The 21804-nt window shown below is 72.1% G+C and carries 20 protein-coding genes; 10 read left to right on the top strand and 10 right to left on the bottom strand.

The genetic code is table 11. The annotated features are described in order from the left end of the window. Positions 1-35: 35 nt before the first annotated feature. The 7 genes from IE207_RS28725 to IE207_RS28750 form a co-directional block, all read right to left on the bottom strand. Complete coding sequence (locus IE207_RS28725; protein WP_229874108.1) at positions 36-326, bottom strand: DUF3099 domain-containing protein; 291 nt, start codon at positions 324-326, stop codon at positions 36-38. Positions 327-435: 109 nt separating this feature from the next. Then, positions 436-726, bottom strand: coding sequence for a DUF1416 domain-containing protein (locus IE207_RS28730; RefSeq protein WP_030030422.1), 291 nt, complete (start codon positions 724-726; stop codon positions 436-438). Positions 727-762: 36 nt separating this feature from the next. Next, entirely contained in the window at positions 763-1608 is an 846-nt protein-coding gene (locus tag IE207_RS28735; RefSeq protein ID WP_190187230.1) for a sulfurtransferase, read from the bottom strand. Between the two features lie 192 nt (positions 1609-1800). After that, on the bottom strand, positions 1801-1884 hold the full coding sequence (locus tag IE207_RS34210; protein ID WP_359921537.1) for a putative leader peptide: 84 nt from the start codon (positions 1882-1884) through the stop codon (positions 1801-1803). A 203-nt stretch (positions 1885-2087) separates the two neighbouring features. Next, positions 2088-2801: an LmeA family phospholipid-binding protein gene (locus IE207_RS28740; protein WP_190187231.1), complete on the bottom strand. Its 714-nt coding sequence runs from the start codon at positions 2799-2801 to the stop codon at positions 2088-2090. Positions 2802-2878: 77 nt separating this feature from the next. Then, positions 2879-4462 carry a hypothetical protein gene (locus IE207_RS28745; RefSeq protein WP_190187232.1) on the bottom strand — a complete coding sequence of 528 codons (1584 nt, stop codon included), beginning with the start codon at positions 4460-4462 and terminating at the stop codon, positions 2879-2881. A gap of 10 nt (positions 4463-4472) precedes the next feature. Continuing rightward, the gene (locus IE207_RS28750) at positions 4473-4727 is read right to left on the bottom strand and encodes a MoaD/ThiS family protein (protein ID WP_190187233.1); all 255 of its coding nucleotides are present in this window, start codon (positions 4725-4727) and stop codon (positions 4473-4475) included. 391 nt (positions 4728-5118) lie between these two features. Here IE207_RS28750 and IE207_RS28755 point away from each other — a divergent pair, with 391 nt between their 5' ends. From IE207_RS28755 to IE207_RS28775, 5 genes are all read left to right on the top strand, one after another. Beyond that, positions 5119-5898, top strand: a complete 780-nt coding sequence (locus IE207_RS28755) for a winged helix-turn-helix transcriptional regulator (RefSeq protein ID WP_190187234.1) — start codon at positions 5119-5121, stop codon at positions 5896-5898. 24 nt (positions 5899-5922) lie between these two features. After that, positions 5923-6951 carry a LacI family DNA-binding transcriptional regulator gene (locus tag IE207_RS28760; protein ID WP_190187235.1) on the top strand — a complete coding sequence of 343 codons (1029 nt, stop codon included), beginning with the start codon at positions 5923-5925 and terminating at the stop codon, positions 6949-6951. A gap of 575 nt (positions 6952-7526) precedes the next feature. Next, positions 7527-8516 carry a S1C family serine protease gene (locus tag IE207_RS28765; RefSeq protein WP_190187236.1) on the top strand — a complete coding sequence of 330 codons (990 nt, stop codon included), beginning with the start codon at positions 7527-7529 and terminating at the stop codon, positions 8514-8516. Positions 8517-8575: 59 nt separating this feature from the next. After that, positions 8576-9325 (top strand): response regulator transcription factor, encoded by a 750-nt coding sequence (locus tag IE207_RS28770; protein ID WP_190187237.1) that lies wholly within the window; start codon positions 8576-8578, stop codon positions 9323-9325. Beyond that, positions 9322-10779: a sensor histidine kinase gene (locus tag IE207_RS28775; protein WP_190187238.1), complete on the top strand. Its 1458-nt coding sequence runs from the start codon at positions 9322-9324 to the stop codon at positions 10777-10779. Before IE207_RS28770 ends, IE207_RS28775 begins: the two co-directional genes overlap by 4 nt. Here the strand turns inward: IE207_RS28775 and IE207_RS28780 are convergent. Together IE207_RS28780 and IE207_RS28785 are read right to left on the bottom strand one after the other, a co-directional pair. After that, positions 10759-11673: a phosphatidylinositol-specific phospholipase C gene (locus IE207_RS28780; RefSeq protein ID WP_190187239.1), complete on the bottom strand. Its 915-nt coding sequence runs from the start codon at positions 11671-11673 to the stop codon at positions 10759-10761. The genes IE207_RS28775 and IE207_RS28780 overlap by 21 nt on opposite strands. 78 nt (positions 11674-11751) lie before the next feature. Continuing rightward, a complete protein-coding gene (locus IE207_RS28785; protein ID WP_190187240.1) occupies positions 11752-12321 on the bottom strand; it encodes a TetR/AcrR family transcriptional regulator in 570 nt (189 codons plus the stop codon). Between the two features lie 125 nt (positions 12322-12446). Here IE207_RS28785 and IE207_RS28790 point away from each other — a divergent pair, with 125 nt between their 5' ends. Then, positions 12447-13232 (top strand): alpha/beta fold hydrolase, encoded by a 786-nt coding sequence (locus tag IE207_RS28790; protein ID WP_190187241.1) that lies wholly within the window; start codon positions 12447-12449, stop codon positions 13230-13232. Between the two features lie 74 nt (positions 13233-13306). On the opposite strand, the gene IE207_RS28795 is transcribed toward IE207_RS28790, so the two are convergent. After that, a complete protein-coding gene (locus IE207_RS28795) occupies positions 13307-15121 on the bottom strand; it encodes a bifunctional metallophosphatase/5'-nucleotidase (protein WP_190187242.1) in 1815 nt (604 codons plus the stop codon). Between the two features lie 118 nt (positions 15122-15239). Here IE207_RS28795 and mshD point away from each other — a divergent pair, with 118 nt between their 5' ends. The 4 genes from mshD to pstS all read left to right on the top strand — a co-directional run bounded on the left by mshD (position 15240) and on the right by pstS (position 21746). Next, a complete protein-coding gene (gene mshD, locus IE207_RS28800; protein ID WP_190187243.1) occupies positions 15240-16169 on the top strand; it encodes a mycothiol synthase in 930 nt (309 codons plus the stop codon). A 324-nt stretch (positions 16170-16493) separates the two neighbouring features. Then, a complete protein-coding gene (locus tag IE207_RS28805) occupies positions 16494-18746 on the top strand; it encodes an RNA degradosome polyphosphate kinase (protein WP_190187244.1) in 2253 nt (750 codons plus the stop codon). 10 nt (positions 18747-18756) lie between these two features. Next, a complete protein-coding gene (locus IE207_RS28810) occupies positions 18757-19671 on the top strand; it encodes a CHAD domain-containing protein (protein ID WP_190187245.1) in 915 nt (304 codons plus the stop codon). Between the two features lie 935 nt (positions 19672-20606). Beyond that, on the top strand, positions 20607-21746 hold the full coding sequence (gene pstS, locus IE207_RS28815; RefSeq protein ID WP_190187246.1) for a phosphate ABC transporter substrate-binding protein PstS: 1140 nt from the start codon (positions 20607-20609) through the stop codon (positions 21744-21746). Positions 21747-21804: the final 58 nt, after the last annotated feature.

Raw genomic sequence — 21804 nt, forward strand, 5'->3', positions numbered from 1 at the left:
GGGGGGAAGCCGTTGTATTCGTTCTTATTACATTCTTATTGCGGTGGATTTGGGTCGCCGTTTCCGTCGTACCGGCGCCGCTTTCCGTCCAGTTCGTCCCACCATTCGTCGGACTTGGGATCGCCCGAAGGGTCGTCCCACCAGCGGTCGTCCGGGCCGCGCCGGTTCGCGATCATCGCGGCCACCGGGGGGATGACCATGGCGACGACGCACAGCGCGACGGCGGCCTCCACCGACCACAGGCGCACGAAGGCCCAGGCGGAGACGAAGAGGAACAGGCAACCGCCCATCATCAGGAAATAGACGCGGCGCCTCCTGGCGTACATACCTCCAGAGTAGGGCGGATCCCGCACGGCACGAAGGGCCGCACCCCGTTCCAGTGGCGTCCAACCCCCTGGGGTGCGGCCCTTCGGCCGGTCGTACGTGGAGCGGCGGTCAGACCGCGATCGCCACGTCCGTCACTCCGCCGGCCTCGGCGACGACGACGGCACGGTCCGCCTGGGCACCCGGGACGAGCGCCCGCAGCGTCCAGGAGCCGGTGGCGGCGTAGAAGCGGAACTGGCCGGTGGCCGAGGTCGGGACCTCGGCGGTGAACTCGCCGGTCGAGTCCAGCAGCCGTACGTAACCGCTGACGGGCTCGCCGTCCTTGGTCACCTGGCCCTGGATGGCGGTCTCACCGGGCTTGAGCGTGGCGAGGTCGGGCCCGCCGATCTGTGCTCCACACATGTTTCTCTGTCCTGTCCTGGAGAGGGCTTGTGCTGGTTACTTGTTCGGGCCGAGCTCGATCGGCACGCCGACCAGCGAGCCGTACTCGGTCCAGGAGCCGTCGTAGTTCTTGACGTTCTCCTGGCCCAGGAGCTCGTGCAGCACGAACCACGTGAGCGCGGAGCGCTCGCCGATGCGGCAGTAGGCGATGGTGTCCTTGGACAGGTCGACCTGCTCGGCCTCGTAGAGGGCGGTCAGCTCTTCGTCGGACTTGAAGGTGCCGTCGTCGTTGGCGTTCTTCGACCACGGGATGTTGCGGGCGCTCGGCACGTGGCCGGGGCGCTGCGACTGCTCCTGCGGGAGGTGCGCCGGGGCGAGCAGCTTGCCGGAGAACTCGTCGGGCGAGCGCACGTCGACCAGGTTCTGGCTGCCGATCGCCTCCACGACGTCGTCGCGGAAGGCGCGGATCGAGGCGTCCTGGGGCTTGGCCTTGTACTGGGTGGCCGGGCGGTTCGGGACGTCATTGCCGTCGACCAGGTCGCGGGAGTCGAGCTCCCACTTCTTGCGGCCGCCGTCGAGGAGGCGGACGTCCTGGTGGCCGTACAGCTTGAAGTACCAGTAGGCGTAGGACGCGAACCAGTTGTTGTTGCCGCCGTAGAGGACGACCGTGTCGTCGTTGGAGATGCCCTTGGCGGAGAGGAGCTTCTCGAAGCCCTCCTGGTCCACGAAGTCACGGCGGACCGGGTCCTGGAGGTCCTTCTTCCAGTCGATCCGGACGGCGTTGGTGATGTGGTTCTTGTCGTAGGCGGACGTGTCCTCGTCCACCTCGACGATGACGACGTTGGCGTCGTTCAGGTGGGCCTCGACCCAGTCGGCGTCGACGAGGACGTCGCTGCGGCTCATGGTGTTCTCCTCCGGGGCAGTGTGCGGCGGGACGGTGCGGATGCTGCTGCGGGGTGGTGCGCTTGCGCGGCGCTCCGGGCGACCGCCGTCGATCCCTGCGCGGGGAGGCGTCAGGGGGCAGCCGGGCGGGTCGCGGATTCACTCACGCGGGAAAGGCCGTCGACGGCCGGTGGAGCGGAAGGGCTCACACCGCTAGATGGAGCGACAGAGCATGGCGGCGACGCGACACAGGTCTACTGCCCGCCGCTTCGTGAGGTCCGCCTGCTGATGCTTCATAGGTAGGGATCGTAGGGACGAATCGGCCGCCCTGTCACCGGTGTGTCATATTCCGAGACAGGATCGTCCGAATGGCGGGATGCGAAGAGCCCCGGAGGCCGTCTTACGGCCTCCGGGGCTCTTCGCGCCGGCCCGTCCTCCTGCGGATCGGACCAGCCGTCTCACGATCCGGCCACGACCCCGTCCGGGCGGGCCAGGATGCCCTACTGACCTGCCAGGACCACGTCAGTGCCCGTCAGTGAGAGGTGGACGCCCTGCTCGTCGGAGGTCAGCGTCGAGAGCTGGAGCCCGGACGGCAGGCCACCGTCGATGCTGCGGTCGAAGTCGGTCTTCTTGCGGACGACCCGCTCGATGCCCGGGATCCCCTCGCCCGGCACCTCGTCGGCGTGGACCCGGACGATCTTGCCCTTCCCGGACGGGCCGTCCGCGAGGGCAATGGTCGACACGACACTGCGCGTCAGGCCCTGGCCGAGGAACTCCAGCCGGGCGGTGACCTTCACCTTCCCCGGAGTCCCGCCGTAGGCGACGGTGACGCCGTTCTGCGACGCCTCGGTGAGGTCCGCGTACGAGACGAAGGCGGTGCCCTCGGCGCGCCGGGCCGTGCCGCCGCTGTAACCGTCGTTGAGCTTCACCTCGTGGAAGGCCGCGTCGAGCCGGGTGAGGCGGGTCTTGCGGCCGTCGGCGGAGGCCTCGACGCCCTTGAGGGTGACGTCGACCCGGTCGAGCTCGTGGCCCAGCGCCTGCGTCAGGAACGGGAACCCGTGGATGTCCACCTCCGCACTGCCGGCCGGCCCCTGCCGGGCCTGTATCCGCTCGGCGATCCGGTTCTCGGCGTAGCCGACCGCCCAGCGGTCGGCACCCACGAAGAGCCCGCCCAGGATCACTGCGATGATGACGACGGCGCGTAGAAAACGCACGTTCCCCTCCCCCTACTGATCGGTACGTGCGCTCTAGTTGACCATGTCCGGACATGTGGCCGCCGTCAGCACGGCGGTCAGCCGACCACCCGGCCCATCAGGTAGACGGCGGGGGCGGCGGCCGCGAGCGGCAGCGCCACTCCGGCCGTCATGTGGACGAACTTCGACGGGTAGTCGTACGCGGCCACCCGCAGCCCCACCAGCGCGCACACACCGGCGGCCAGTCCGACCAGTGCACCGCCTGCCCCGAGACCGTTCAACGAACCGACCGCGATGCCCGCGCCGGCCGCGGCGGCCAGCGAGACGGCGACGGAAGCCGGGGTCGGGAGCGGCAGCGCACGGGCGAAGACGGCCACCGCCACGGCTGCGGCGCCGACGCTGACGGCCTGCGAGCCGGAAGCCAGGTACCCGGCGCAGACGACGGCGAGTGCGGCGGAGGCCACCGAGGCCATCAACCCGTACATCCGCTCGTCGGGATCGGCGTGGCTGCGGAGCTGGAGGACCAGCGTGAGCAGCACCCAGGCGCCGAGGGTGCCGATGATCGCGCCGGGGCCGTACGCGTCGTCCACCGCGAGCACCGCCGCGTCGGCGACGACGGCTCCGGCGAAGGCGAGGGCGATCCCCTGGCGGGCGGGCCACATGCCGTTGAGGCGGAACCAGCCTGCGGCGGTGAGCCCCTGGAGGGCGATCAGCGGCACGAGCAGCGCCAGGTCTCCGAGCGCGGCCGCGCCGGCCAGCAGCAGCCCGAGGGCGGCGGTCAGTACGGCCGACTGCGGGCCGGGGTCGATGATCGGTGACCGGCCCTCGGCGCGGGCCTGCGCGGGGTCGACGGCGCGCAGCGTGTTCCCCGCCAGGGTGGGCGGCGAGTACTCGGGCTCCTCGCCGGGCGCGGCGGGCGTGGCGGCCGCACCGCGCGCGGCCGGTGCGGGCGGGGCCGTCGCATCGGTGACCGGCGGCAGGTACGCGGTGGCCCCGGCGTCGTCGTTCCGGACCGGGGGCAGGTACGCGGTCGCGGCGGCGTCGTCGTTCCGGACCGGCGGCAGGTACGCGGTCGCGGCGGCGTCCGGGGTCTGGGGAGCGGCCGCCTGGGGCGGGAGGTAGGCCGTGGTCTCGGCCCAGTTCCCGCCGGGGGCGGGTGCCGGGGCGGCCGGGGCCTCCTCGCGGTACCAGCCCTGCTGAGCGGCGTCCTCCCGCACCGGCGGCAGGTAAGCGGTCTCGGCGGCCCACTCGGACGACGGCGGCGCCTGGCCCGGGCCCGCCGGGGCCTCCTCGCGGAACCAGCCCTCCGGCGCGAAGGGCTGCGCCTGCTGCGGCTGCGGCTGCGGCTGCGGCTGCTGTACCGGAGCCTGCTCCTGGTACGGCGGCAGGTAAGCGGTCTCGGCGGCCCACTCGGACGACGGCGGCGCCTGGCCGGGGCCCGCCGGGGCCTCGTCGCGGAACCACCCTTCGGGCGCGACGGGCTGCTGCTGCCCGGGCACCCCGCCCAGCGGCGCGGCGGGCGACTGCGGAACCTGCTGGACCGGCTGGTAGCCGGTCTCCCAGGTTTCGGACTGCCAGGTCTGGGTCCCGTACGGGTCCTGCTCGGGCCCGGGCCGCCCGTGCCTCCCCCGAGACTGCCGCTGGGGCTGCGGCTGCGGCTGTTGTTCGTCGGAGTTGCTCATCGGCTCCCGCTCACCCGCCCGCGAACGGCGGGAGCACCTCGACGGTGCCCCCTTCCGTCAACAGGACGGCATCGTGCGGGCGCTTGCCCACAGGCTCGTCGTTCACGAGGAAGGAGCAGCGCAGCAGGACCCGGGTCAGTTCCCCCGGGTGGCGTTCCCGCACGGCGTCCAGCGCCTCGGCCAGCGTGCGCGCCGAGTACGGCTCCTCCGCCGTCTCGGCCGCGGCCTTGGCCGCCGCCCAGTAGCGGATGGTCCCGGTTGCCACTGCTGCTCCCATCGTCGGCTCTACCGTCGGCTCTGTGCCGTCGGCCTCCATGATGACGCCTCCCACCGGATGCCCGGCGTGGCGGGAACCACAGAAGAGGGATCAGATGGAACCTCGGCCCCGAAAGGGCCGGTGGGCTATCCTGACGGAGCAGAGGATCCGGGCAACGTAGCCCCCGGGTCCTTTTGTGCTTTCAGCACGTTGAACGGACCGAGAACAGGTGCCGTCCGGGCCTCAGGGCGCGGGGACCGGGCAGGCACCACACGAAGTCGTACGAAGCAGTGCCGCGAAAGTCCTCGACGGGACCGAGGAGGAACCGAGTGATGGACCAGCGAACCGTGCACGCGCACACGGGCGTGCACGAACACCCGACCCGGGCAGGTGGTCGGGCATGAGCTCGCTCCTGCTCCTCACCAACGCCCTGCAGCCGTCCACCGAGGTGCTGCCCGCCCTCGGCCTGCTGCTGCACAACGTCCGGGTGGCCCCCGCCGAGGGCCCGGCCCTCGTGGACACGCCCGGCGCCGACGTGATCCTCATCGACGGCCGCCGCGACCTCCCGCAGGTGCGGTCGCTGTGCCAGCTGCTGCGCTCCACCGGGCCCGGCTGCCCGCTGGTCCTCGTCGTCACCGAGGGCGGCCTCGCGGCCGTCACCGCCGACTGGGGCATCGACGACGTCCTCCTCGACACCGCCGGACCCGCCGAGGTCGAGGCGCGGCTGCGGCTGGCCACCGGCCGTCAGCAGCTCGGCTCCGACGACTCCCCGATGGAGATCCGCAACGGTGACCTGTCGGTCGACGAGGCGACGTACTCCGCGAAGCTCAAGGGGCGGGTCCTGGACCTCACCTTCAAGGAGTTCGAGCTGCTCAAGTACCTCGCCCAGCACCCGGGCCGGGTCTTCACGCGCGCCCAGCTCCTCCAGGAGGTGTGGGGGTACGACTACTTCGGCGGCACCCGGACGGTGGACGTCCACGTACGGCGACTGCGCGCCAAGCTCGGCCCCGAGCACGAGTCGCTGATCGGGACGGTGCGCAACGTCGGCTACCGCTTCGTCACGCCGGAGAAGGTGGAACGGGCGGCTGCGGAAGCGGCTGCCCAGGCCGCCGCGGCGCTCCCCCGTATGGAGGAAGCACCGGTGACGGTCCAGTCGGCAGGACGCCCTGCCCAGAGGTAGGTCACCCCGCGTAGACTGCCGCGCGTGGCCAAGGTGACGCGGGATGACGTGGCGCGACTTGCGGGTACTTCTACCGCCGTCGTGAGCTACGTCATCAATAACGGACCCCGGCCGGTCGCCCCGGCCACGCGCGAGCGTGTACTCGCCGCGATCAAGGACCTGGGCTACCGGCCAGACCGGGTGGCCCAGGCCATGGCCTCGCGGCGCACCGACCTCATAGGCATGATCGTGCCGGACGCGCGGCAGCCGTTCTTCGCGGAGATGGCGCACGCGGTCGAACAGGCCGCCGCCGAGCGCGGGAAGATGGTGCTGGTCGGCAACTCCGACTACCGCGACGAGCGCGAGGTCCACTACCTGCGGGCCTTCCTCGGGATGCGGGTGTCGGGCCTGATCCTGGTCAGCCAGGGCATGAGCGAGCGCGCGGCGTCGGAGATCGAGGCGTGGGACGCGCGGATCGTGCTGCTGCACGAGCGGCCCGAGGCGATCGACGACGTCGCGGTCATCACCGACGACATCGGCGGCGCGCAGCTCGCGACGCGGCACCTGCTGGAACACGGGCACCCGTACGTGGCCTGCATCGGCGGCGTCGAGAACACCCCGTCGGTGGGCGACCCCGTCGCGGACCACGTCGAGGGCTGGCGCCGGGCGATGCTGGAGGCCGGGCGGTCGGTGGAGGGCCGGCTGTTCGAGGCCCCGTACAACCGCTACGACGCGTACAAGGTGGCCCTTGAGGTCCTGTCGGGGCCGGACCGGCCCCCGGCGATCTTCTGCGCGACGGACGACCAGGCGATCGGTGTGCTGCGGGCGGCGCGGGAGCTGCGGATCGACGTGCCGGGGGAGCTGGCGGTGGCCGGCTTCGACGACGTCAAGGAAGCGGCCCTGACGGACCCGCCACTGACGACGATCGCGTCGGACCGCCCGGCGATGGCGCGGGCGGCGGTGGATCTGGTCCTGGACGACGCCCTGCGCGTGGCGGGCTCCCGCCGCGAGCGGCTGAAGCAGTTCCCGTCGGCCCTGGTGATCCGCCGCTCCTGCGGCTGCCGCCCGTCCTGACGCGCCCCTCGCACCGCTCGGCCCTTGCGGGCCACCCCTCTCGACGCGCCCCTCGCACCGCTCGGCGCCGGCGCGCCTATCGGGCTTCGCGCCGCTGCGCCGGACTCCGTCCGTCGACGGCCGGGCGGTGCATCCCCCCTGCCGTCCTTCGGCCATCGGCCGGTGGGGGGGGTGCCCTGCGGGGCTGTCCCCTACCCACCCTTCCACCGTTCCCCGGGGCTCCGCCCCGGCCCCGCAATCCCAGCCCCGCCGGCGATTGAGGCGCGGGGGTTCGGGGGCTGGCCCCCGCCACTCCAGCCTCGCCGGCGATTGAGGCGCGGGGGTTCGGGGGCCGGTCCCCGCAGCGGCGCCGCACACGAAACGGCCCCCCAGGCCCGGAGCCCCGCGTTTCCAGCCCCGCCGGCGATTGAGGCGCGAGGGCCCGGGGGCCGGCCCCCGCAGCGGCGCCGCGCGCGAAACGGCACCCCGGCCATCGCGGCAGCAAGGGGGGACCTTATATCGGGCATACGCGGTTCTGTCGGGCTTCTCAGACGGGACTCAGAATGCTCTCATCATCCGGGGACACAGTCTGAGACATGACCGACAGCTTCCGCCGCGAAGGCGAGTACCCCCCGCCCCCCGCGTACCCGCCGGCGGCCCCGGCCCCGGCCCCGGCCGCCGCCGCCCCGAGGCCCCGCCGTCCCGTCGCGCTGCTCGCCGCCGTCGCCCTCGCCGCAGCCCTCGTCGGCGGCGGGACCGCCGCCGCCGTGGAGGAGCTGCTCGGCCAGCACGGCACCGGCCCCGGCGCCTTCACCGGCACCAACGTCTCGCAGTCCAGCAGCGGCACCGTCGCCGGCGTAGCCGAACAGGTCAGCCCCTCCGTCGTCCGCATCGACACCCGCACCGGCTCCGGCCAGGGCACCGGCTCCGGCATCGTCGTCACCGCCGACGGCGAGATCGTCACCAACAACCACGTCGTCGCCGGCGCCTCCGAGATCCAGGTGACGATGAGCGACGGCAAGAAGTACGCCGCCAAGACCCTCGGCACCGACCCCGCGAAGGACCTGGCCCTCATCAAGCTCCAGGGCGCCTCCGGCCTCAAGCCCGCCCACCTCGGCAACTCCGACAACCTGCGCGTCGGCGACCAGGTCGTCGCCATCGGCTCCCCCGACCGCCTCACCGGCACCGTCACCAGCGGCATCGTCTCGGCGCTGAACCGGGAGGTGAGCGTCCCGAAGTCCGAGGAGCAGCAGTTGCCGCAACGCCGCCAAGGCGGTGACGGCTGGCCGTTCTCCTTCGACGGCCGGCAGTTCAACGGCGACACCGGCAAGGACAGCACCTCGTACAAGGCGATCCAGACCGACGCCTCCCTCAATCCGGGCAACTCCGGCGGCGCCCTCGTCAACATGAACGGCGAGATCGTCGGAATGCCCTCCGCGATCTACTCCCCCTCGGCGGACAGCTCCAGCGCCGGCAGCGTCGGCCTCGGCTTCGCCATCCCGGTCAACACGGTCAAGGCCGAGCTGTCCTCCCTCCGCCAGGGCGGTACCGGCGGCAGCGGCGACAACGGCCCGAACTCCTACTGACGCCCTAGCCTGGAGGAGCCGCCGATCACCGACCGACCACCACCCTGGGGGACCCCACCATGGCTGCAACGACTGCCGGGAGCGCCGAAGGCGACCCCCAGCGCGTCCTCGTCGTCGACGACGAGCCGGCCGTCCGCGAGGCCCTGCGCCGCAGCCTCGCCTTCGAGGGGTACGCGACGCAGACCGCCGTCGACGGGCTCGACGCCCTCGACAAGGCGGCCTCGTACGCCCCCGACCTGATCGTCCTGGACATCCAGATGCCCCGCATGGACGGCCTGACCGCGGCCCGGCGCCTGCGGGCCTCGGGCAGCACCACACCGATCCTGATGCTGACGGCCCGCGACACCGTCGGCGACCGCGTCACGGGCCTCGACGCGGGGGCCGACGACTACCTCGTCAAGCCCTTCGAGCTCGACGAGCTCTTCGCCCGGGTCCGCGCCCTGCTGCGCCGCAGCGCCTACGCCGCCCCCGCACCGGGCGGCGCCCAACCCGAACACACCCTCGTCTTCGGTGACCTGCGGATGGACCTCACCACCCGCGAGGTCACCCGTGCCGGCCGGCCCGTGGAGCTGACCCGTACCGAGTTCACGCTGCTGGAGACGTTCCTCTCCCACCCCCGCCAGGTCTTGACCCGCGAGCAGATCCTGAAGACCGTCTGGGGCTTCGACTTCGAGCCGAGCTCCAACTCCCTCGACGTGTACGTGATGTACCTGCGCCGCAAGACCGAGGCGGGCGGCGAGCCCCGCCTCGTACACACCGTGCGCGGGGTGGGGTACGTCCTGCGCGCCGGTGAGAGCGGACCCGAATGAGCCCGGTCAACCGGTTCCGCGCCCTGCCCCTGCGCTCCCGGCTGGCCCTGCTGGTGACCGTGGCCGTGGCGGTCGCCGTCGCGGCCGTCGCCGTCGTCAGCTGGTTCATGGTCCGTACGCAGCTGCGGGACCAGCTCGACAGTTCGCTGCGCTCCACCAACGCCAGCGCTCAGGCCAACCAGACGCTGTCGGAGGTCGGCTGCCGCGAGAAGGTGCCCGGCGCCATCGTCAACAACCTGAGCGCGCAGGTGCAGATCGTCCTGCCCGCGGGCGGGCGGTGCTGGGTGGACGGCAAGAACACCCTCCCGGTCACCGCGTACGACCTCCAGGTCGCCCAGGGCCGGCGCGGGCCGGTGCTGTACGACGGCCGCACCACCGAGGGCACGCCGGTACGCGTCTACACCCAGCCGGTGAACGTCAGCGGACCGGTGGGCGGCACCGTCGCCATCTCCGTGGCCAAGCCGCTCGCCGACGTCGACAGGCCGCTGTCCACCCTGGCCTGGGTGCTGCTGTTCGTCTCGGGCGTCGGCGTCGTCGGCGCGGGTGTGGCCGGGCTGTGGGTGGCCCGGACGGGTCTGCGGCCCGTCGACGAACTCACCGGCGCCGTCGAGCACATCGCGCGCACCGAGGACCTCACCGTACGGATCCCCGACGAGGGCGACGACGAGATCGCCCGCCTGTCGCGGTCGTTCAACTCGATGACGGCGGCCCTGGCCTCCTCCCGCGACCGGCAGGCCCAGCTGATCGCGGACGCCGGGCACGAGCTGCGCACCCCGCTGACCTCGCTGCGGACCAACATCGAACTGCTGGCGCGCAGCGAGGAGACCGGCCGGGCCATCCCACCGCAGGACCGCAAGGAGCTGCTGGCCTCGGTCAAGGCGCAGATGACGGAACTGGCGGCGCTGATCGGGGACCTCCAGGAGCTGTCCCGGCCCGATGCCGCAGCCCACGTACGGCTGGAGGTGGTGGCCCTGCACGACATCGCGGAGACCGCGCTGTCCCGGGCCCGCCTGCGCGGCCCCGAGCTGGTCTTCGGCTCGGACCTGCGGCCCTGGTACGTACGGGGTGAGGCGGCCGCGCTGGAGCGGGCGGTGGTCAACCTGCTGGACAACGCCGTGAAATTCAGCCCGCCGGGCGGCACGGTGGAAGTGGCCCTGCGGAACGGGGAGCTGACCGTACGGGACCACGGGCCCGGCGTCCCGGCCGATGACCTCCCCCACGTCTTCGAGCGGTTCTGGCGCTCCCCGTCGGCCCGCGCGCTGCCCGGCAGCGGGCTCGGCCTGTCGATCGTGGCCCGTACGGCGCAGCGCGCGGGCGGGAGCGCCCAGCTGCGGGCGCCGGCGGACGGCGGCCCGGGCACGGAGGCGGTGCTCAGCATCCCGGGGGCACCGACCCCGCCGCCCGCACCGCCCCTCGTTCCCCCGCCGCCCTCGTCAGTTGTGCCGGATCAGTGAGGCGACCAGGCCGGAGCGGGTGTTCGGGAAGTCCATGGGGACGATGCCGAGCCCGGTCCGGCCGGCCAGCTCGCCGCCGTCGACGAAGCCGTGGACCTGCGGATCGAGCCGGTCGGAGTTCCAGCGCGGCGGCATGTACGCGGCGGTGCTGGTGTAGTTCACGAAGAGCTTGCCGGGCTGCGCGACGGCCCGGCGGAACTGGTCCTCGATCTTGCCGCGCTTGGCGAACGGCTCCGCGTTGTAGTCGTCCTGGATGTCGAAGACGTTGCCGTCGCCGTAGCGCAGGCCCGGCAGTCCCCCGTTGTCGGCGAGCAGCACCACCTTCCCGCGCGCCTGGCCGAGCGAGGCCGGCAGGGCGTCGGCGATCCGGAACAGCGGTCGCCAGCCGCGGTTGTCGAGGTAGTCGTCGAAGACGGCGCGGAACGTCGCGTCGCTCTCGCCGGAGTACTCCTGCTTGACCCGCATCAGGACGGTCTCGGAAGGGTGTGCGGCGAGGAAGTTCCAGCAGGCCACGAGGACGTCGCCGAACATCAGGTCCTGGAAGAACGCCGCGTGGTGGATGGCGAAGGAGCCGCCGGTGACGCGGCAGCGGACGTCGAGGAACCGGATGCCGGAGTCGAGCTGCTGGGCGATGGAGGTGTTCTGACAGGCGACGTAGAGGCCGCCCTTGGTGGCGCCGGAGTCGTGGGTACCGGGAATGGTCATCCGCTGGAGCGGGGTGGAGTCGGCGAGTCCGGCCATCCAGTCCTGGGTGCCGAGCGCGGCGCGCGCGGCGGGGGCCGTCCCGGCGGAGGCCCGGGCCGCGGAGGCAGGGGCCGCTGAGCCCAGTGCCATCGCGGTTCCCGCGCCCGCCGCCAGTGCCCCGGTGAGGAATCCACGCCGATCCAGTGCCATGCCCGCCCCTTTTTCCGGTCCGGTGGTCGGACCGGAGTATGGCGTGCGGCAGCGGGCTTTACTACCCGTCGGTACGGGTCAGCTTTCGAGCAACTCGGCCATGGCGCGCAGGCCTTGGGCGAGTTCCCGCCCGTTCGGCGCCTGCCCGGGATCGGTGAGGCACTGGACCATCACCCCGGTCAGCAGCGCGAGGTGCACCGACCCGAGGCCCCGTACGTCCTCCTCCGCCACCTCCTCCTGGGGCACGCCCCGCCACTGGGCGGCGACCATCCGGCGGGAGCGGCGCTGGTCGTCGGCGAGGACCGACAGCAGTGCGGGCGAGGTCTGCGCGTGCACGAAGGCCTCGACGGAGGCCGTCCACAGCCAGCGCATCTCGCCGAAGTCGGCGATCTTGCGGTCCCACATGTCGGCGTAGCGCTCCGCGGCGGTCTCCCCCTGCCCGGCAAGCCGGCCGGCCGACGCCGCCCATTCCTCCATGGCCCGGGACAGCGCCTGGTTGAGCAGGGCCTCGCGCGATCCGAAGTGGTAGCCGATCGCGGCCATGCTCACCTGCGCGGCCGAGGCGATGTCGCGCACGGTGGTGCGCAGGTACCCCTTCTCCTCCAGGCAGCGGCGCGCTCCGGCCAGCAGGTCCTCGCGATTTCCCATGGCGGGATCGTATCCGCGCACACTTTTAGGCAACCGCCCAATACAAACGTATTGCGCGGTTGCCCAACTACTGGCAGGGTCATGGTCATACCGTCACCGCAGGCCACCCAGGGGAGAGCGAAACCATGCGCCACACGCTGACGATCGACGACCGCGCCTTGTCCTACCTCGACTTCGGCGGCCCCGGCCGCCCACTGCTCGCGCTGCACGGGGGCATGTCCGAGGGCCTCGCCTTCACCGGCCTCGCCGAAGCCCTCGGCGACGGATGGCGGGTCATCGCCCCCGACCAGCGCGGGCACGGCGACTCCGACCGCGCCCCCGACTACGGCCGCGCCGGGTACATCGACGACGCCGTCGCCCTCCTCGACCACCTCGGCCTGGACGAGCCCGTCGCCGTACTCGGCTACTCCCTCGGCGGGATCACCGCCTACCAGCTGGCCGCCGCCCACCCCGGCCGGGTCCGCGCCCTGGTCAACGTGGACGCCACCGTGCAGATCGCCCCCGACACGACGGGAGGGCTCTTCACCTTCCTCAGGGGCATGCGGTACACAGCCCCCACCCGCGAGGAACTCCTCGCCGCGGCCGGCCCGGTCGGCTCCCGGTTCGTCGAACAGGCGCTGCGCCCGCTCCCCGGCGGCGAGGGCTGGCGGCTGCCGTTCCACCCGCAGGACATGACCGACTCCGCCGAAGCCTGCCGCGGCGACCACTGGGACAACTGGCTCGCGAGCACCTGCCCGGCCCTGCTGGTCCACGGCACCCGCAGCCAGACGCTCGCGCAGGACACCGCCGACGCGATGGTCGCCCGGCGGCCCGGGACCTCGTACACACCCCTCGACGGGGACCACTTCGTGCCGTTCACCGACCCGGACGGCTTCCACGAGGCCGTCCGGAAGTTCCTCGCCGGACTCTGAAACGCCGCGGAGAACGCCGCAGGGGCGGCGGCCCGTCCGGGCCGCCGCCCCTGGTCGTACGGTTGTTGCTCGTACTACTTGACGACCGTGATCCGGTCCGCCGCCGGCGGGGCGATCGGAGCCGCCGCCGAGGACTTGTTCAGGTACGCGTTGAAGCAGTCCAGGTCGGACGCGCCGACCAGCTTGTTCTTGTGCTCCTTGAGGACGGTGAAGCCGTCGCCGCCACCCGCGAGGAACTCGTTCATCGCGACCCGGTAGGTCTTGGCGGGGTCGATCGCCGCACCGTTCAGCCTCACCGAGTCCACGACGACGCGGTCCGCGCCCGCCTTCGTCATGTCCAGCGTGTACGTGAAGCCCTTCGAGACCTGCAGGATCTTCGGGTTGGGCCCGTTGACCGGCCCGGTCACCTGCTGCTGGAGCGCGGTGATCAGCTGGGCGCCGGTCAGGTCGACCACGTTCATCATGTTGGTGAACGGCTGGACGGTGTACGCCTCCCCGTACGTCACCACCCCGTCGCCCTCGCCACCGGCGGCCTTGTAGGCCAAGTCCGCGCGGATACCGCCCGGGTTCATGATCGCCAGCTGCGCCCCGCCCTTGTCGGCCGGCGCGAGCGCCTCCAGCTGGGCGTCGGCGATCAGGTCACCGAGCGGCTTCTCCGGCGCCTCCGAGCCACGGCCCGGCACGTCCGCCGAGATGTAGCCCTCGGGGCGGCTCGCGATGGGCGCGGCGAGCGCGTTCCAGCGCTGGATCAGCTCGGTCATGTCCCCGGCCTTCGGGAAGTCACGGCTGACGACCTTCTGGACCGGCTTGGGCGAGCTGAGCGGCGTACGGACGATGTCCTTGGTCTGCCGGTCGTAGGTGAGCGTGGTGTCCGTGAACAACCGGCCGTAGGAGGCCGCCGAGGTCACCATGCGCGGGTTGCCCGCCGGGTCCGGGATGTTGCAGGCGTACGCCTGGTGCGTGTGGCCCGTCACCAGCGCGTCGACCTTCGGGTCGACGTTCTTCGCGATGTCGACGATGGCACCCGAGATGCCCGCGCCCGCGCCGGGCACGTCGCAGTCGTAGTTGTACGCGCCGCTCGCGGGCAGACCGCCCTCGTGGATCAGCGCGACGATCGACTTCACGCCCTGCTTGTTCAGCTCGTTGGCGTACTTGTTGATCGTCTCGACCTCGTCACCGAACTTGAGGCCCTTGACCCCTTCGGCGGTCACGACGTCCGGGGTGCCCTCCAGGGTCACACCGATGAAGCCGATCTTCACGTCCCCCTTCTTCCAGATGAAGGTGGGCGACATCATCGGGCGCTTGGTCTTCTCGTCCGTCACATTGGCCGCGAGGTACTGGAACTGCGATCCACCGAAGGTCTTGCCGTACTCGAAACAGCCGTCGACGGGGTGACAACCGCCGTACGCCATGCGGCGGAGCTCGGTCTTGCCCTCGTCGAACTCGTGGTTGCCGACGCTGGTGACGTCCAGCCCCAGCTTGTTCAGCGCCTCGATGGTCGGTTCGTCGTGGAACATCCCGGACAGCATCGGGCTCGCGCCGATCATGTCACCGGCCGCGGCGGTGACGGAGTACTCGTGGCCCTTGCGGGCCTCGCGCAGGGCGGACGCCATGTACTCGACGCCGCCTGCGGGTATGGCCTTGGTGGTGCCGTCGGCCTGCCGTTCGCTCACGGTGCCGGACGAGCCCTGCGGGGGCTCCAGCGTGCCGTGGAAGTCGTTGAACGACAGCATCTGCACGTCGACGGTGCGGCTCTTGGCCGCACCGCCACCACTCGCGGCACCGGCCGGAAGTGCGGCGGCGACCATCGCGCCGGCCCCGGCCGTGAGGGCGAGGGCGGTGAAGGTCAACCGGCGGGCGCGGCGGTGCCGTTGTGGCTTCGCTGACATTTGTTCCCCTTTGTGGACAGCGAGACAACTTGGGAGGTCCGCCGAAGCCTAAGGTCAACGCGCGTAGCGTGTCAGGCCCTAATCGGTTACGGGCAGGTTGCGGTCGTACCGTGGAGTCATGACTGACGCAGCAGCGGCCCTTGAGCCGGGACGGCAGATTGACATCCTCGACCAGCTGACGGAGGAACAGGCCGAGGCGGTACTGGCCCTGATCGCGGACGCCGCGCGGAGCGACGGCACCACCGCCGTCTCCGAGCAGGGCCGGCTCCAACTCCGCGGCGGCCGCCGCGAGGGCATCCGGCACTTCCTCCTCACCGACAAGGGACGGCTCGCCGGATACGGGCAACTGGAGGACACCGACCCGGTGGAGGCCCCCGCCGCCGAACTCGTCGTGGATCCCTCACTGCGCGGCCGCGGCCACGGCCGGGCCCTCGGCTCGGCCCTGCTCGCCGCCTCCGGCAAGCGGATCCGGGTGTGGGCGCACGGCGGCAAGTCCGCCGCCCGCCACCTCGCGCAGGTACTCGGCCTGACCCTCTTCCGTGAACTTCGCCAGCTGCGCCGCCCCCTCGGCCCCGAGGCGCCGCCGCTTCCCGAACCGGTCCTGCCGCCCGGCGTCACCGTCCGCACCTTCGTCCCCGGCGCCGACGACGCGGCCTGGCTCGCCGCGAACGCCGCGGCCTTCGCCCACCACCCCGAGCAGGGCGCCCTGACCCAGCGCGACCTGGACGACCGGATGAGCCAGCCCTGGTTCGACCCCAAGGGCTTCTTCCTCGCCGAACGCGACGGCGAGCTGATCGGCTTCCACTGGACGAAGGTCCACGCCGACGAGCGGCTCGGCGAGGTCTACGTCGTCGGCGTCCGCCCCGGCGCCCAGGGCGGCGGCCTCGGCAAGGCACTCACCGCGATCGGCCTGCGCCACCTCGCCGAGGCGGGCCTGCCCACCGCCATGCTGTACGTCGACGCCGACAACCCGGCGGCTCTGGCCGTCTACGAGGGTCTGGGCTTCAGCACCTACGAGGTGGACCTCATGTACCGCACGGAGAGCTGAGCCCGCGCAGGCGGTACGGTTCCCCGCCCACAAGGCCCCGTACCGCCCGCCCGGCACCCCGCACCCGCACCGCCCGCCGCACGGCCCGCGCCGCCCGGCGTACACCTCCCGGCGCCCTGCCCGGGCCGCGAACCCCCCGTACGCCCGCGGCCGCGGAACCGCAACCCGCGACGTAGTCGTGCGCCAGGCGGAGCCTGGAAGCCATGCGCCATTCACCGCGCATTAAGCAGCGCTTGCCAGTCTCCCACCATGCATCCGCGACTCCGGCTGACGGCCGACACGTCCGACGCGCCTGTCCTTCCGCTTGCGCGGAAGAATGGAGTCATGAGCCACCAGCCCAGCGCAGACCCCACCGAGGTCCCCGCCCAGCACCCGTCTCACACGTCCCCCACGGCGAAGGCGCGCATCGGCTCCATAGCCGCGCACCGCCCCCACGTCGATCTCGCGCCGGATCTCGCGCCCGACCTCGACTCCGATCCGGACGCCTACGACGGCAAGGACGGCGACGAGCTGCCCGCCGGGCGGTTCCTCGACCGGGAACGCAGCTGGCTCGCCTTCAACGAACGCGTCCTGGAGCTCGCCGAGGACCCGGCCACCCCGCTGCTGGAACGCGCGAACTTCCTCGCGATCTTCGCCAGCAACCTGGACGAGTTCTTCATGGTCCGCGTCGCCGGCCTCAAGCGCCGCATCGCGACCGGCGTCGCCACCCGTTCGGCCTCGGGCCTCCAGCCCCGCGAAGTGCTGGACCAGATATGGACCCGTTCGCGCGAGCTCATGGCCCGGCACGCCGCCTGCTACCAGCAGGACATCGCCCCGCAGCTCGCCGAGGAGGGCATCCACCTCATCCGGTGGCCCGATCTCACCGAGAAGGAGCAGGCCCGGCTCTTCACCCTGTTCCGCAACCAGATCTTCCCGGTGCTGACCCCGCTGGCCGTGGACCCCGCGCACCCGTTCCCGTACATCTCCGGCCTCTCCCTGAACCTGGCCGTCGTCGTACGCAACCCGGTCAGCGGCCACCGCCACTTCGCGCGCGTCAAGGTCCCGCCGCTCCTCTCCCGCTTCCTGGAGGCCTCGCCGCAGCGCTACGTCCCGCTGGAGGACGTCATCGCCGCGCACCTGGAGGAGCTCTTCCCCGGCATGGAGGTGCTGGCGCACCACATGTTCCGCGTCACCCGCAACGAGGACCTCGAAGTCGAGGAGGACGACGCCGAGAACCTCCTCCAGGCCCTGGAGAAGGAACTCATGCGGCGCCGCTTCGGCCCGCCCGTGCGCCTGGAGGTCGAGGAGTCCATCGACCCCGGCGTACTGGACCTCCTCGTCCAGGAGCTCAACGTCAGCGCCGCCGAGGTGTACCCGCTGCCCGGCCCGCTGGACCTGACCGCCCTCTTCGGGATCTCCTCCCTGGACCGGCCGGAGCTCAAGTACCCGAAGTTCATCGCCGGCACCCACCGCGACCTCGCCGAGGTGGAGTCCGCGTCCGCGCCCGACATCTTCGCGGCGCTGCGCGAACGGGACGTGCTGCTGCACCACCCGTACGACTCCTTCTCGACCTCCGTCCAGGCCTTCCTGGAACAGGCCGCCGCGGACCCGGACGTCCTCGCGATCAAGCAGACGCTGTACCGGACCTCCGGCGACTCCCCCATCGTGGACGCCCTGATAGACGCCGCCGAATCCGGCAAGCAGGTCCTCGTCCTCGTCGAGATCAAGGCCCGTTTCGACGAACAGGCCAACATCAAGTGGGCGCGCAAGCTGGAGGAGTCCGGCTGCCACGTCGTCTACGGACTCGTCGGCCTCAAGACCCACTGCAAGCTGTCGCTCGTCGTCCGCCAGGAAGGCGACCAGCTGCGCCGCTACTCGCACGTCGGCACCGGCAACTACCACCCCAAGACCGCCCGGCTCTACGAGGACCTCGGCCTGCTCACCGCCGACCCGCAGGTCGGCGCGGACCTCTCCGACCTCTTCAACCGGCTGTCCGGGTACTCGCGGCGCGAGACCTACCGCCGGCTGCTGACGGCGCCGAAGTCGCTGCGCGACGGGCTCATCGCCCGCATCGACAAGGAGGCCGACCACCACCGGGCCGGCCGCCCCGCGTACGTCCGGCTCAAGATGAACTCGATCGTCGACGAGGCCCTCATCGACGCCCTCTACCGGGCCGCCCAGGCGGGCGTCCCGGTGGACATCTGGGTCCGCGGCATCTGCGCCGTACGGCCCGGGGTCCCGGGGCTGTCGGAGAACATCCGGGTCCGCTCGATCCTCGGCCGCTTCCTCGAACACTCCCGGGTCTTCGCCTTCGGCAACGGCGGCGAACCCGAGGTGTGGATCGGCAGCGCCGACATGATGCACCGCAACCTCGACCGCCGCATCGAGGCACTGGTCAGGGTCGCCGACCCGGCCCACCGCACGGCACTGGACCGGCTGCTGGAAACCGGGATGTCCGACGACACCGCCTCCTGGCACCTGGGCCCGGACGGCGAATGGACCCGGCACAGCACGGACTCCGAAGGCCAGCCGCTGCGGCACGTACAGGAGATGCTCATAGACGCCCGGAGGCGCCGGCGTGGCTCAGCCAAACCATGACCATGACCTTATGACGGGGGCCACGACGGGGGCCACGACGGCGGGCGACGTGCTCGGCACGTACCTGCGCTCCCAGGCCACCACGTTCCTGCGGGCACTGCGCGTGCACGAGGAGAGCGCGGCCGGCGCCGCCGGTCCCGCGGAAGGAGGCGACGCGGCGCGCAGCCTGCGGGGGGCTGCGCGCCGCATCGCCTCCTCCTTGACCACCTTCCGCGCCGTGGCGGAGTCCTCCTGGGCGGACGGGCTGCGCACCGAGCTGGTCTGGCTGTCCTCGACCCTGGCCGACGAGCACGCGTACGCCGCCCGGCTGTCACGGCTGATGGACGCCCTGCACCGGCTCTCCGGCGCGTGCGGCGCCGGATCGCTGACGGTGGGCTCGGCGCGGGCGGGCGCGCTGCTGGAGCGCCAGCTGACCCTGGCCCGCACGCGGGCCCACTCGGCGACCCTGTCCGCGCTGGGCTCCTCCCGCTTCCACGCGGTCGCGGACGCGGTGGCGGTCCTCGCCTCGGAGGTGCCGCTGGACCCGGTCGCGGCCCGGGGGCGGGTCGAGGACGTACTCGTCCCGCTGGCGGAGGTGGCGCGGACCCGGCTGGACGCGGCGGTGGAGGCACTGCCGCCGCGGCACTCGCCGTACTCCGCACAGGACGACGGGGCCTGGCACGAGGTGCGGCGGCTGCTGCGGGTGCACCGGTACGCGCGGGAGGCGCTGGGCGGGGAGGTCGCCCGCCTGGCGGCGGCCGGCGAGGCCCTGGACCGCCACCGCGACGCGTCCGAAGCCGCGGCCGCCTCGGCGACGGCGGCCCGCACCCCCCGCATCGCCCCGACGACGGCCTACGCCCTGGGCGTCCTCCACGCGGACCAACGCCACGCGGTAGAGGCGGCCCGCCACAGCTTCGAGTCAATGGTCCCCCTGGCCCCCTCCTGACGCGCCCCTCGCACCGCTCGGCGCTGGCGCGCCACCCCTCTCGACGCGCCCCTCGCACCGCTCGGCGCTGGCGCGCCTATCGGGCTTCGCGCCGCTGCGCCGGACTCCGTCCGTCGACGGCCGGGCGGTGCATCCCCCCTGCCGTCCTTCGACCATCGGCCGGTGAGGGGGTGCCCTGCGGGGCTGTCCCCTACCCACCCTTCCACCGTTCCCCGGGGCTCCGCCCCGGCCCCGCATTTCCAGCCCCGCCGGCGATTGAGGCGCGAGGCCCCGGGGCCCGGCCCCGCATTTCCAGCCTCGCCGGCGTTTGAGGCGCGAGGGCCCGGGGCCCGGACCCCGCAATCCCAGCCCCGCCGGCGTTTGAGGCGCGGGGGTTCAGGGCCCGGACCCCGCCACTCCAGCCCCGCCGGCGTTTGAGGCGCGAGGGCCCGGGGCCCGGACCCCGCCATTCCAGCCCCGCCGGCGTTTGAGGCGCGGGGGTTCGGGGGCAGGCCCCCGCAGCGGCGCCGCACACGAAACGGCACCCCGGCCCCCGCAGCGGCGCCGCACACGAAACGGCACCCCGGCCCCGCAGCGGCGCCGCGCGCGAAACGGCCCCCGGGCCCCCGCACGCGACCCCGTACACCCACCGGCGGAATCCGGCCAACCCCACCCCCACCCCGACGGCCAGGACAAGGTCACGGCGGCATAACGTGCGGGTAACGTCCCGTTACGCCCAGGTACAAACCCCCCCATCCGCACCAGGCCGTCCGCCATGGTTCACCCCCCGTTCACCAACCCCCGTCGACCGCTTCACCTGATCTGCCTAATTTCAGTACCGCAAGGTGCGAGCCGATCCCCGATCCCCGGCGACCACCGCCCCACCCCCGTAGTCCTCTTCGCACGCCGCCCCGATACAGAAAGCGGCCGGCGGCTTCTGGAAGGAACACCCGAAAGTGAAGCTTCAGCGCAAGAGCATGCTTCGTGCCTCCGCCCTCGGGGCGCTCGTCGTGTCCGGCGCCCTGGTCCTCACGGCGTGCGGCTCGGACAACAACACCAAGGCCGACTCGACCGCGAGCGGCAAGGCCTCCGCCCCCGCCGCCGGCGACATCAAGTGCGACGACGCCAAGGGCAAGCTGCTCGCCTCCGGCTCCTCCGCGCAGAAGAACGCCGTCGACCTGTGGGTCAAGGCCTACATGGCCGCCTGCTCCGGCGTCGAGGTCAACTACAAGTCGTCCTCCTCCGGTGAGGGCATCGTCGCCTTCAACCAGGGCACCGTCGGCTTCGCCGGCTCGGACTCCGCGCTGAAGCCCGAGCAGGTCGAGGAGTCGAAGAAGGTCTGCACCGGCGGCCAGGGCATCAACCTGCCCATGGTCGGCGGCCCGATCGCCATCGGCTTCAACGTCGCCGGCGTGGACAAGCTGAACCTGGACGCCCCGACCCTCGCCGCGATCTTCAACGACAAGATCAAGAAGTGGGACGACGAGGCGATCAAGAAGCTGAACCCGGGCGTCACCCTCCCCTCCACCGCCATCCAGGCCTTCCACCGCTCCGAGGACTCCGGCACCACCGAGAACCTCGGCAAGTACCTCAAGGCCACCGCCCCCGACGCGTGGACCTACGAGGCCGCGAAGAAGTGGCCGGCCCCCGGTGGCCAGGCCGCGTCCGGCTCCGCCGGTGTCGCCTCCCAGGTCAAGGCCGTGGACGGCGCGATCGGCTACTTCGAGCTCTCCTACGCCACCTCGCAGAACATCAAGACCGTCGACATCAACACCGGCGCCTCCGCCCCGGTGAAGGCGTCCGCCGAGAGCGCCTCCAAGGCCATCGCCGCCGCCAAGATCGCCGGGACCGGCTCCGACCTGGCGCTTAAGCTCGATTACACGACCAAGGCCGAGGGTGCGTACCCGATCGTCCTGGTCACGTACGAGGTCGTCTGCGACAAGGGCAACAAGGCGGAGACCCTGCCCACCGTCAAGTCCTTCCTGAACTACACCGCCTCGGACGCCGGCCAGAAGGTCCTGTCCGACAACGGTTACGCGCCGATCCCGGCCGAGATCAACACCAAGGTCCGCGAAGTCATCAAGTCGCTGTCCTAGTCGCTGAACAAGTGAGCCCCGGGGTGCGGTGTCCGGTCCCCGTCCGGACCGGACCCGC

The organism is Streptomyces cirratus, assembly GCF_014650775.1.
Lineage (GTDB): Bacteria > Actinomycetota > Actinomycetes > Streptomycetales > Streptomycetaceae > Streptomyces > Streptomyces cirratus.